Here is a 12,129-nt window from a genome sequence, read left to right as displayed (position 1 = left end):
TCGCCCGAGCCCACGGCGCGGGGGCGGCTGCAAGCCGCGGGCGCGTCACTGTCACGTCACCGCGGCCCGGGCCCGGTAGGCCGGGTCGTCCCAGAGGTCGCCCTCCATCACCTCGGCCAGAACGTCGACCGCGCGGCGGATGTCGGCCTCGTCGATGTAGAGCGGCGTGATCCCGAAGCGCATGATGTCGGGCGCCCGGAAATCGCCGATGACACCCCGGGCGATCAGCGCCTGCATGGCCGCATACCCCTCCGCGAAGCGGAACGACACCTGGCTGCCGCGCCGGTCCGGCGCGCGCGGCGTGACCAGCTGAAGCCGCGGGCAGCGCGCCTCCACCTCCTCGATGAAGAGCGCCGTGAGCTCCAGCGAGCGGGCGCGCAGCGCGGCCATGTCCACGCCGTCCCAGACGTCGAGTGCCGCGTCGAGCGCGGCCAGCGCGAGCACCGGCGGCGTGCCCACGCGCATCCGTTCGATCCCGTCGCCGGCGCGATAGCGCGGCTCGAAGGCGAAGGGCGCGGCGTGGCCGAGCCAGCCCGAGAGGGCGGGGCGCGCGTGGTCGGCGTGGCGGGGGGCCACATAGATGAAGGCGGGCGCGCCGGGGCCGCCGTTGAGGTACTTGTAGGTGCATCCCACCGCGAAATCGGCCCCCGCGCCGGACAGGTCCACCGGCAGCGCGCCGGCGCTGTGGGCGAGGTCCCACACGGTCAGCGCGCCCGCGGCATGCGCCTTCGCGGTCAGCGCCCTCATGTCGTGCAGCCGACCCGTGCGGTAGTCGACTTCGGTGATCAGCGCGACCGCCACCTCCTCGGTGATGTGTTCGGCCAGCGCCTCGGGCTCCACCACGCGCAGTTCGTGGCCCTTGTCGAGAAGTCCCGCGAGCCCTTCGGCCATGTAGAGATCGGACGGGAAGTTGCCGCAGTCGGACAGGATCACGCGGCGGTCGGGGCGCAGCTCCAGCGCGGCGGCGAGCGCCTGCCAGACCTTGATCGAAAGCGTGTCGCCCATCACCACGTGGCCGGCTTCGGCGCCGATGAGCCGTCCCACCCGGTCGCCGGTCCGGCGCGGCTGGTCCATCCAGCCCGCGCGGTTCCAGCCGGTGATCAGCATCTCGCCCCACTCGTCGCGCAGGGTGCCCTCGAGGCGCGCCGGGGCCGCCCGCGGCAGTGGCCCGAGCGAATTCCCGTCGAGGTAGACGATCCCCTCGGGCAGGTGAAACAGGCGCTTCGTGGCGGCGAAATCGGTCATGCGCGCCCTTTCCGGCAGGTGGTCGATGCGTGGGGCGCTTCGTGCCTAAAGCCGGGGGGCGGTCCTGTCCAGTCCGCGCGCGACCGGGACGCTTTACATTCGTATTCGCCTGCGTGAATTTGACGGCAGGACATCGAGGGAGGAACGGATGAAACGCACGATCTTGGCGGCCATTCTGGCGGCAGGGGCGGTCCATGCCAGCGAGGACATTCCCGACCAGTATCCGCAGTCGGAACTCTACGAGAAGCCCGTCGAGGTGATCCCGCATGTCTGGTCGGCGATCGGCGCCACGGCGCCGCCCACCTACGAGAACGCGGGCCACAACAACAACCTGTCCTTCGTGGTCACGGGCGACGGGGTCGTGGTGATCAACGGCGGCGCGTCCGCGAAACTCGCCGAGGCGCTGCACGAGGAGATCAAGGCGGTCACCGACCAGCCGGTGAAGCTCGTGATCAACGAGAACGGGCAGGGCCACGCCATGCTCGGCAACTCCTACTGGGCGGCGCTGGGCGTGGACATTCTCGCCCATGTGGACGCGATCCACGAGATCGAGGAGAACGGGCATTTCATCCTGGAGGGGATGAAGGGGTACAACCGCGACCGCGCCGAGGGCACCGAGGTGGTGGTGCCGAACCTCTCCTTCGAGGACAGGCGCGTGGTCGAGATGGGCGACGTGACGCTGGAGGTGCTGCATCTCGGCCCCGCCCACGGGCCGGGCGACACGCAGGTGTGGATCCCGCAATGGGACATCGTCATCGCGGGCGACATCGCCTTTCACGAACGCATGCCGCCCATCTTCGCCGACACCTGCACCTCGTGCTGGATCGAGACCTTCGACGGCCCGTTCACCGAGCTCGGCGCGACCTACGTGATCCCGGGACACGGCCACCCCACGAACATGGCGCAGGTCACCCGCTACACCTCGGACTACCTCAAGGACATCCGGGAGAAGATCGGCGCGCATCTCGACGCGGGCGGCGACCTTGCCAGCGCCTATTACGTCGACCAGTCGCGCTGGGCGCATCTCGACACCTTCGAGGAACTCGCCACGAAGAACGCGGGCCGCGTCTTCGAGGAGATGGAGTGGGAATGAACGCCTCGGGCGGGCACAACCGGCGCCTCGCGGCTGCGCGGGCACGGATGACGTGGCGATGCTGAAATGGGTCGACATTCCGCCCGTCTGGCTCGCCGCCGCGCTCGCGCTGGCCTGGGCGCAGTCGCGGTGGCTGCCCATGGGGCTCGGGTTCGGCGCGGGGCCTGTGCCCGACCTTGTCGGCGGGCTTCTGGTCGGCGCGGGCGTGCTCCTGGTGCTGATGGCGGCGTTCGAGTTTCGCCGCGCGCACACCACGCTCCTGCCGCACGAGACGCCCGAGACGCTTGTCACCACGGGCATCTATAGCCGAAGCCGCAATCCGATCTATCTCGCCGATCTGCTGATCCTGGCGGGGTTCATCCTCTTCTGGGACGCGGTGCTGTCGCTCGTGCTGCTGCCCGTGCTGCTGTGGGTGCTGGAGCGCCGCTTCGTCCTGCCCGAGGAGAAGCGGATGCGCCGGGTGTTCCGGGCCGACTTCGCCCGGTACGCGCACAAGGTGCGCCGATGGATCTAGCTGTGGGACGCGGCGTGCGGCGCGCCTCGTCGCTTGTGGAGTGGCGATTCAGCGGGTAGGGATCGCCTGAGGTAAGCAAAGCCCGGGGCCGCCGGGCCCCGTCAACGGGGGGACGTGACAGGTGAAGATCGGAACACCCAAGGAAGTGCTGGAGGGCGAGGCGCGGGTCGCGATGACACCGCAAAGCGCCCGCGACCTGCAGAAACTCGGCCACGAGTGCCTGATAGAGACCGGCGCGGGCGAGCGCGCGGGCTTCTCGGACGCGCTTTACGAAGAGGCCGGCGTGAAGGTCGTCCCCGGCGCCGAGGCGCTCTGGGCGGAGGCGGACGTGATCGCGAAGGTGCGTCCGCCCACCGACGCGGAAGTGAAGCGTTTCCGCAAGGGCCAGACGCTCGTCTCCTTCTTCTGGCCCGCCTCGAACGAGGCGCACATGACCGCGCTGGCCGAGAAGGGCAGCACCGTCATCGCCATGGACATGATCCCGCGGATCAGCCGGGCGCAGAAGATGGACGCGCTGTCGTCCATGGCCAATATCGCGGGCTACCGCGCGGTAATCGAGGCCGGCAACAATTTCGGCCGCTTCTTCACCGGCCAGGTCACGGCCGCGGGCAAGGTGCCGCCGGCGAAGGTGCTCGTGGTGGGCGCGGGCGTCGCCGGCCTCGCCGCGATCGGCACCTCCACGTCGCTCGGCGCGATCACCTACGCCTTCGACGTGCGTCCCGAGGTGGCCGAGCAGGTCGAATCGATGGGGGCGGAGTTCGTCTATCTCGACTTCGAGGAGGACGTGGAGGACGGCTCGGCCAGCGGCGGCTACGCCAAGCCCTCCAGCCCCGAGTTCCGCGAGGCGCAGCTGGCGAAGTTCCGCGAACTGGCGCCGGAGGTGGACATCGTCATCACCACCGCGCTGATCCCCAACCGCGAGGCGCCCGAACTCTGGACCGAGGACATGGTCGCGGCCATGAAGCCCGGCTCCGTCATCGTCGACCTCGCCGCGGAACGCGGCGGCAACTGCAAGCTGACCGTGATGGACGACAAGATCGTCACCGACAACGGCGTGACGATCATCGGCTACACCGACTTCCCCAGCCGGATGGCCACGCAGAGCTCGACGCTCTATTCGACCAACATCCGCCACCTGATCACCGATCTGACGCCCGAGAAGGACGGCCGCATCGATCACGACATGGAAGACGACGTGATCCGCGGCGCGACCATCGCCCATGAGGGCGACGTGACCTTCCCGCCGCCGCCGCCGAAGGTGCAGGCGATCGCGGCGCAAAAGCCCAAGGAAAAGCCGAAGGAGCTGACCCCCGAGGAGAAGCGCGCGCAGGAGATCGCGGCCTTCAAGGCGCAGACGCGCAACCAGGTCACGCTGATCTCGATCGGCGCCCTGGCCGTGCTCGCCGTGGGCCTCGTCGCGCCGGCCAGTTTCATGCAGCACTTCATCGTCTTCGTGCTGTCGGTGTTCATCGGCTTCCAGGTGATCTGGAACGTGGCGCATTCGCTGCACACGCCGCTCATGGCGGTCACGAACGCGATCTCGTCGATCATCATCCTGGGCGCGCTGATCCAGATCGGATCCTCCTCGCTGCTGATCACGATCCTCGCCGCCGCGGGGGTGCTCATGGCGTCCGTGAACATCTTCGGCGGCTTCCTCGTGACACGGCGCATGCTCGCCATGTTCCAGAAATCCTGAGCGCGCAGGGGTAGAGACAATGGAATTCGGATTCACCATTGCGGCCTATGCCGTGGCCGCCGTCCTCTTCATCCTGTCGCTGGGCGGGCTTTCGGGGCAGGAAAGCGCGAAACGCGCCGTCTGGTACGGCATCGCCGGCATGGCCATCGCGGTCGTCGCGACCATGATCGGCCCGGGGCAGGGGCTCTGGCTCGTCTCGCTGGTGCTGATCGCGATCGGCGCCGTCGTGGGCCACCAGCTCGCCACGCGGGTGCAGATGACGCAGATGCCCGAGCTGGTGGCGATCATGCACAGCCTCGTGGGCCTGGCCGCCGTCGTCGTGGGCTTCAACGCGGATATCGAGATCGGCCGCGTCGCCGCCTCCTTCGCCGAGGCGGGCGTGCCCTTCCCGCGGCCCGACGAGGTGACGACCGAGGGCGCGGCCTTCGCCAGCGGCTTCAGCGGTTTCGCGGGGATCGTGGCCAAGAAGACCGCCGTCGAGATCACCATTCTCCAGATCGAGCTGATGCTCGGGATCTGGATCGGCGCGGTGACCTTCACGGGCTCCGTCATCGCCTACGGCAAGCTTGCCGGCCGCGTGGACACGTCCGCCAAGAAGCTGCCCGGCGGTCACATGCTGAACGCCGGCGCCGCGGCGGCGTCTCTGCTCTTCGCCGCGCTCTATCTCGGCGACGCGGGCAGCTGGACGCTCGTGATCCTGGCGCTGCTCGCGTTCTTCATCGGCTACCACCTCATCATGGGGATCGGGGGCGCGGACATGCCCGTGGTCGTGTCGATGCTGAACAGCTATTCGGGCTGGGCGGCGGCTGCGATCGGCTTCTCGCTCGGCAACGACCTGCTGATCGTGGTGGGCGCGCTGGTGGGCTCCTCGGGCGCCATCCTGAGCTACATCATGTGCAAGGCGATGAACCGGTCCTTCATCAGCGTGATCCTCGGCGGCTTCGGCGGTGCGACCGGCGAGGCCGCGGCGATCGAGGGCGAGCAGGTCGCCATCGATGCCGAGGGCGTGGCCAGCGCGCTCGACGAGGCGGACAGCGTCATCATCGTGCCGGGCTACGGCATGGCGGTGGCGCAGGCGCAGAACGCCGTGTCGGAGCTGACGAAGAAGCTGCGGGGCAAGGGCAAGGAGGTGCGTTTCGCCATCCACCCCGTCGCGGGCCGGCTGCCGGGGCACATGAACGTGCTTCTGGCCGAGGCGAAGGTGCCCTACGACATCGTGCTGGAGATGGAGGAGATCAACGACGATTTCCCCGACACCGACGTGGTGATCGTCATCGGCTCCAACGACATCGTGAACCCGGCGGCGCAGGACGACCCGAACTCGCCCATCGCCGGGATGCCGGTGCTCGAGGTCTGGAAGGCCAAGAACGTCTTCGTCTCGAAGCGCGGGCAGGGAACGGGCTATTCCGGGATCGAGAACCCGCTCTTCTTCAAGGAGAACACGCGGATGTTCTACGGCGACGCCAAGGAGAGCCTGAACAAGCTGCTGGCGCTCGTCGACTAGGCGCCGGTCCCGGCCTATCCGTGGAAGGGCGCCCATCCGGGCGCCCTTTCGCTTTTCGAATCAGGACCTTGGGCGAAAATTGCGTCTGGGCATACCGTCGTGCACCCCTAAGCCCATGATATCGAACGGGTTTCCCGCTTTACATTTCCGCGCTGCAGCATAGGCTCGACGCAATCAGGAGAGTGCGATGCCGCCGATTTCCGATCACCCTCTGCGCTACCAGCTTGCCAACGAGCTTCACGCGCGGCCGTTCCCGACGCTTCCGGCGACCGGCCGGGCCGTGTTCATCGCCATCAAGCAGCCGGACGAGGCCCCGTCGCGGGACCGGCAGGCCGATCTCGACCACCTGATCGCGCTGCTCGACCGGCACGGCGCGGACCACCCCAAGCCGGGTGCGACGCACTGGTTCGGCCAGATCGGCAAGCACCGGATGAAATGGGAAAGCCACACGGAATTCGTGACCTACACGGCCTTCCTCGACGGGCCGGGCGAGCGGCCGTTCGACCCCGATGATTTCGCGGTCTTCCCGAGCGACTGGCTGGAGGCCGCGCCCGGCCAGCGCATCACCTCGGTCATGGTCCGTGTCGAGAACCGCCCGGAGACCGAGGCCGAGATCACCGCGCGCCTCGCCGACTGGTTCGTCTCCGAAAGCGTCGCGATCAGCCATGTGGTCGATGACGCGGCCGTGGTGGCCGGCGATTTCCGCATCGATCCGGCCGGGCATCTGCGCTTCGCCGTCTTCCCGTCCGAAGACACCGGCCGGCGGCGGGTGGGGCGGATCGTGCAGCGGCTCCTCGAGATAGAGACCTACAAGACGATGTCGATGCTGGGGTTCCAGCGGGTGCAGTCGCTCGGGCCGCGCATGCACGAGATCGACACGGAGCTCGGCCGCCTGATGTCCGGGCTCACCGAGGAAGGCGGAAGCGCCGAGGACACGCTCAAGGCCCTGCTGACAGTCTCGGCGGAGCTCGAGTCGCTGTCGGCCCAAAGCGCCTTCCGCTTCGGCGCCACGGCCGCTTATGAGGCGATCGTGACCCAGCGGATCGAGGTCCTTCGAGAGGAACGTTTCGCCGGCCGCCAGACCTTCGCGGAATTCATGATGCGCCGCTTCGATCCGGCGATCCGCACCGTGAAGCACACCGAGCGCCGGCTGCAGACGATGGCGGACCGCGCGATGCGCGCCGGCGACCTGCTGCGGACGCGGGTGGACGTGGCGCGCAGCGCGCAGAACCAGGCGCTTCTGGAAAGCATGGACCGCCGCGCGGACCTCCAGCTGCGCCTCCAGAAGACGGTGGAGGGGTTTTCCGTCGTCGCCATCAGCTATTACGCGGTCTCGCTTGGCGGTTATCTGCTCTACCCGCTCGCCGACGCCATTGGCGTGAGCAAGGGCACGGTCACCGCCGCGATCACTCTGCCGGTTGTGGCCGTGGTGTTCGTCGCGGTGCGCCGGATGCGCGGAAAGATCGGCTGAGCGGGCGCAACGCGGCCTCGGTGAGGCGCGCGCCCGCCGCGATGGCGCAAAGCGCGAGAAGCGCGGCCACCGACAGGGTCGGGATGCCGGACAGTCCCGCCCCCAGCGTGCAGCCGCCCGCAAGCACGCCGCCCACGCCCATCAGCGCCGCGCCGGCAAGGTAGCGACCCGTCTGCGCCGGTCCCTCGAAGCCCTGCCAGCGGAAGCTTTTGAAGAGAAGCGCGGCGGCAAGGCCGCCCCCGAGAACCCCGGCGACGAGCCCCGTGCCGAACCCCGCGGGGATCGAGGTCGCCGCGACCGTCCAGAACAGGCTCTCGGCGATCGGCCCGGTGAACGAAAGGCTTTGCTGCGCGATCGGATCGAAAGCGTCCTGCAGCACGAGCCCCGTGCCGACCCACCCCGCCGGCACCAGAAAACCCAGCGCCACGGCCAGCGCCAGCGTGCCGGCCCGGTTGCTGGACCCCAGCGCGACCGCCAGCGCCGCGGCGCCGAGAAGCCCCGCCCAGACCGGCGCGCCGCCCGGCAGCGCCGCGAGGCTCGCCGCCTCGCCCAGCGGCAGCGTCGCCGAGCCCAGCGCGACGCGGAGCGGCGCGAGCGCGCCGGTCATTGCGGCCTGGGCCGAGATGCCCGCCACCAGCAGCACGAGGACGGCGCGCAGGTTGCCGCCGCCCGCAAGCACGGCGAGCCGCGAAAGGCAGCCGCGGGTCAGCACCATGCCCGCCCCGAACAGCAGGCCGCCGGCGATGACGGCGATCACGGGCAGGTCCGCGGCGTGGAACCGGTGATCGGAGAAGCCGATCCATCCCGCGGCCACCGCCGCCTGCGTGCCGAGAAGCGCCGCTGCGAGCGCCGCGAGCCAGACGCCCATTGCCGCGCGGCGGTCCTCCCCCACCAGCGCGCGGCGGAAACAGAAGCCCGTACGCTCGGCGAGCACGCCGAAGGCGAGGCCGAGCGTGAGCGCGAAGATCACCGCCGCTTGCGGCGCGGTGAACGACTGGATGCCAAGCGTTTCGTACATGGGACATCTCCGTGGATCGGAATACGCGTCCAAATGATCCGGAAGAAACGGTGTGGCAAGAGTGTAGCGAGCCGCTTACGGGTGGTTTGCATGGGAAATTTTCCCGGCGCGCGACGGGGGGTCGGACGGGTGTCCGGCTTCGTGATCGGGCGCGGCATGATGGTCCGCCGCCCGCGCCGCGGGGTGGATTGGTTCCTTTTTCGCATCCGCGCGGCCCAAGCGCCCCCTGTCCGGCTTCTGCCTGCGGTGCTACATGTCTTCAAGGAGCCGCTGAGGAGAGACGCGATGGCCGTCAAGAATCGCTTTGCTGAAATGCACGACGAAATCACGGCCTGGCGCCGCGACCTCCACGAGAATCCCGAGATCCTGTTCGACACGCACCGAACCGCGGGCCTGGTGGCCGAGAAGCTCCGCGCCTTCGGCTGCGACGAGGTGACCGACGGCATCGGACGCACCGGCGTCGTCGGCGTGATCCGGGGTCGAAGCAACAACTCCGGCCGCGTGATCGGCCTTCGTGCTGACATGGACGCGCTGCCGATCGAGGAGAAGACGGGCAAGCCCTACGCCTCCAGGACGCCCGGGGCGATGCACGCCTGCGGCCATGACGGGCACACCGCGATGCTGCTCGGCGCCGCGCGCTATCTCGCGGAGACGCGCAACTTCGACGGGACCGCCGTCGTGATCTTTCAGCCCGCCGAAGAGGGCGGCGGCGGCGGCAAGGAGATGTGTGACGACGGGCTGATGACGCGCTGGGGCATTCAGGAGGTCTACGGCATGCACAACTGGCCCGGCATGCCGGCAGGCACCTTTCACATCCGTCCGGGGGCGTTCTTTGCGGCCACCGACCAGCTCGACATCCGCTTCGAGGGCAAGGGCGGGCACGCCGCGAAACCCCACGACACGGTGGACACCACGGTGATGGCCGCGCACGCCGTCACCGCGCTGCAGACCATCGCGAGCCGCAACGCGGACCCGGTGGAGCAGATCGTGGTCTCCGTGACGAGCTTCCAGACCTCGTCCACCGCCTTCAACGTGATCCCGCAATCGGTGCATCTTCGGGGCACCGTGCGAACGCTGAGCCCCGCGATGCGTGACCTGGCCGAACGCCGGGTGCGCGAGATCTGCGAGGGCGTCGCGGCCACCTTCGGCGGGCGCGCGGAGGTGGACTACCAGCGCGGCTACCCGGTGATGGCGAACCACGAGGCCGAAACCGCCTTCGCCGCCGAGGTGGCCCGCGCGGTCGCGGGGGATTGTGGCGAGGCGCCGCTCGTCATGGGAGGCGAGGATTTCGCCTTCATGCTGGAAGAGCGCCCGGGCGCCTATATCCTGGTGGGCAACGGCGACACGGCGATGGTCCACCACCCCGAATACGACTTCAATGACGAGGCGATCCCGGCGGGCTGCTCCTGGTGGGCCGAACTGGTGGAGCGGCGCATGCCCGCCGCCTGAGGCCCCGCCTCTGGCCATTCCCCAAGGCCTGGGCTAGGGGGCGGCAGCCGCCGCCTGCGAGGACAGCCCATGCATCGCGCCACCGTCGTCTGCATCAAGTGGGGCACCGCCTTCGGTCCCGACTATGTGAACCGCCTCTACTCGGGCGTGCGAAGGAATTTCGCCCGGCCCGTCCGGTTCCTCTGCATGACGGAGCACCCGGAGGGCATCCACCCCGACGTGGAGATCCTCCCGCTCCCCGCCGAGCCCTTCCAGCCCGAGATGGACCGCGCCCTCGCCGTGGCGAACCGGCAGGGCGCGATGCGCAAGGTCTCGCTTTTCCGCCCCGGCGCGATCCCCGACCACGCGGGGCCGGTGCTCGGCTTCGACCTCGACGTGGTCATCACCGGCGATCTGGAGCCGATCTGGGCGCTCGACCCCGCGAAGGTCGCCATGCGCCACGACTGGGTGGAGAAGCGGAAGGGCCGGCCCACCGGCCATGGCTCCGTCTTCCGCTTCGATCCGGATCGCCACGGCTACCTCTACGAAGACATGGCGGCGAACCCCTACGAGGAGGTCGCGCGCGCCCGCGGGTCCGAGCAGCGCTACACCTCTCACAAGGCGATGGAGCGGCACGCTTTTCTCCATATCCCTCCTGAATGGGTGGTGAGCTTCAAGCACGACTGCCTGGGCCTGCCGCCCGTGAACTGGCTCAGCCCGCCGCGTCTGCCCGAAGACGCGCGCGTCGTCTGCTTCCATGGTCGCCCCAAGATGCCCGAGGCCGTCAAGGGCTATCGCGGTTCGCTGCTACGCCGATCGCTTCCCTGCGCGTGGTTGAAGGAGCACTGGATCAACCGCGCCCGCGCCGACCTCGGTGCCGGCTGGGCCTGAGCCGGCGGCGCGCGCTGACGCGCGCAAGGCTTCTGGCACTTCGTGCGATGGGGGCTCCGCCCCCGCCGCCTGTCGGCGGCTCCCCCGGAGTATTTTGTCCAAGAAGAACAGACCGCGACGCGGGCATCTTCTTCTTGGCGCAAATACTCGGGGGTGAATTGGGCATTTGCCCAAGAGGGGGCGAAGCCCCCTTGCAACGCCGAAGCCAAGTGCCCCGGGTGTTGAGGGGCGTCAACCGCCGGTGTGGCTCATGTGGCGAGAGACCTGCCCGTCGGGCCGCTGGCGGGAGTAGTCGAAATCGTGACCCTTGGGCTTGCGGTGGATCGCGGCCCGGATCGCGGTTTCCAGCGCGGTATCGTCGGCGGGGTTGTTTCTGAGCGGCGCGCGGAGGTCGGCCATGTCCTCCTGCCCGAGGCACATGAAGAGCTGGCCCGTGCAGGTGAGGCGGACGCGGTTGCAACTTTCGCAGAAATTGTGGCTGAGCGGCGTGATGAACCCGATGCGCTGGCCGGTTTCCTCCAGGCGGGCGTAGCGTGCGGGCCCGCCGGTACGTTCGGGCGTGTCGACGACGGTGTAGCGGCTCTCCAGCCGCGCGCGGAGATCGCGCAGCGACCAGTATTGGCCCACCCGGTCCTCGTTGCCGATATCGCCCATCGGCATGACCTCGATCCAGGTCAGGTCGATGTCGTTGCACGCGCACCACTCGGTCAGCGTGAAGAGTTCGTCCTCGTTGAACTCTCGCAGCGCGACGGCATTGATCTTGACCCGAAGCCCCGCGTCCTGCGCGGCGCGGATACCGTCGAGCACCTGCGGCAGGCGGCCCCAGCGCGTGACGCGGGCGAATTTTTCCTCGTCCAGCGTGTCGAGCGACACGTTCACGCGGCGCACGCCGGCGTCGTAAAGCGGCCTGGCGAAGCGGGCGAGCTGCGAGCCGTTTGTCGTGAGCGTGAGTTCCTTCAGGGCGCCGGTCTCGAGGTGGCGTCCCATCGCTTCGAAGAACGTCATGATCCCCTTGCGCACCAGCGGTTCGCCGCCGGTGATGCGCAGTTTTTCCACCCCCATCCGGATGAAGGCGGTGCACATCCGGTCGAGTTCCTCCAGCGTAAGCAACTCCGCCTTCGGCAGGAAGGTCATGTTCTCGGCCATGCAGTAGACGCAGCGGAAATCGCAGCGGTCGGTGACCGAGATGCGCAGATACTTGATCGCGCGCTCGAAGGGATCGATGAGGGGCGCTGTCATGGGCGGAACCTAGGCCGCGGGCCATGGCGC

At 68.8% G+C, this 12,129-nt stretch carries 10 protein-coding genes; 7 read left to right on the top strand and 3 right to left on the bottom strand.

The window, feature by feature from the left end; genetic code table 11:
- Nucleotides 1-51 precede the first annotated feature (51 nt).
- Nucleotides 52-1,245, bottom strand: a complete 1,194-nt coding sequence (gene kynU / locus AB6A65_RS02155; protein WP_371036705.1) for a kynureninase — start codon at nucleotides 1,243-1,245, stop codon at nucleotides 52-54.
- A 148-nt stretch (nucleotides 1,246-1,393) separates the two neighbouring features.
- Between kynU and AB6A65_RS02150 the strand changes: the two genes are divergently transcribed.
- From AB6A65_RS02150 to AB6A65_RS02130, 5 genes are all read left to right on the top strand, one after another.
- Nucleotides 1,394-2,338 (top strand): MBL fold metallo-hydrolase, encoded by a 945-nt coding sequence (locus tag AB6A65_RS02150; protein WP_371036704.1) that lies wholly within the window; start codon nucleotides 1,394-1,396, stop codon nucleotides 2,336-2,338.
- A 58-nt stretch (nucleotides 2,339-2,396) separates the two neighbouring features.
- On the top strand, nucleotides 2,397-2,852 hold the full coding sequence (locus AB6A65_RS02145) for an isoprenylcysteine carboxylmethyltransferase family protein (RefSeq protein ID WP_371036703.1): 456 nt from the start codon (nucleotides 2,397-2,399) through the stop codon (nucleotides 2,850-2,852).
- Nucleotides 2,853-2,973: 121 nt separating this feature from the next.
- A complete protein-coding gene (locus AB6A65_RS02140) occupies nucleotides 2,974-4,548 on the top strand; it encodes a Re/Si-specific NAD(P)(+) transhydrogenase subunit alpha (RefSeq protein ID WP_371036702.1) in 1,575 nt (524 codons plus the stop codon).
- A gap of 19 nt (nucleotides 4,549-4,567) precedes the next feature.
- Complete coding sequence (locus AB6A65_RS02135; protein ID WP_371036701.1) at nucleotides 4,568-6,052, top strand: NAD(P)(+) transhydrogenase (Re/Si-specific) subunit beta; 1,485 nt, start codon at nucleotides 4,568-4,570, stop codon at nucleotides 6,050-6,052.
- A 187-nt stretch (nucleotides 6,053-6,239) separates the two neighbouring features.
- The gene (locus AB6A65_RS02130) at nucleotides 6,240-7,523 is read left to right on the top strand and encodes a DUF3422 family protein (protein WP_371036700.1); all 1,284 of its coding nucleotides are present in this window, start codon (nucleotides 6,240-6,242) and stop codon (nucleotides 7,521-7,523) included.
- Here the strand turns inward: AB6A65_RS02130 and AB6A65_RS02125 are convergent.
- Nucleotides 7,459-8,541, bottom strand: coding sequence for a YeeE/YedE thiosulfate transporter family protein (locus tag AB6A65_RS02125; protein ID WP_371036699.1), 1,083 nt, complete (start codon nucleotides 8,539-8,541; stop codon nucleotides 7,459-7,461). The genes AB6A65_RS02130 and AB6A65_RS02125 overlap by 65 nt on opposite strands.
- A 285-nt stretch (nucleotides 8,542-8,826) precedes the next feature.
- Between AB6A65_RS02125 and AB6A65_RS02120 the strand changes: the two genes are divergently transcribed.
- Both AB6A65_RS02120 and AB6A65_RS02115 read left to right on the top strand, forming a co-directional pair.
- The gene (locus AB6A65_RS02120; RefSeq protein WP_371036698.1) at nucleotides 8,827-9,990 is read left to right on the top strand and encodes a M20 aminoacylase family protein; all 1,164 of its coding nucleotides are present in this window, start codon (nucleotides 8,827-8,829) and stop codon (nucleotides 9,988-9,990) included.
- Nucleotides 9,991-10,059: 69 nt separating this feature from the next.
- Nucleotides 10,060-10,860, top strand: coding sequence for a glycosyl transferase (locus AB6A65_RS02115; RefSeq protein WP_371036697.1), 801 nt, complete (start codon nucleotides 10,060-10,062; stop codon nucleotides 10,858-10,860).
- Nucleotides 10,861-11,091: 231 nt separating this feature from the next.
- Here AB6A65_RS02115 and moaA read toward each other — a convergent pair whose 3' ends face one another.
- Nucleotides 11,092-12,099, bottom strand: coding sequence for a GTP 3',8-cyclase MoaA (moaA, locus tag AB6A65_RS02110; RefSeq protein WP_371036696.1), 1,008 nt, complete (start codon nucleotides 12,097-12,099; stop codon nucleotides 11,092-11,094).
- Between the last annotated feature and the right edge of the window lie 30 nt (nucleotides 12,100-12,129).

Source organism: Rhodosalinus sp. FB01 (assembly GCF_041365715.1).
GTDB lineage: Bacteria > Pseudomonadota > Alphaproteobacteria > Rhodobacterales > Rhodobacteraceae > Rhodosalinus.
Note: the sequence above shows the minus strand (reverse complement) of the source record. Positions and strands in the feature narration are given on the sequence as shown.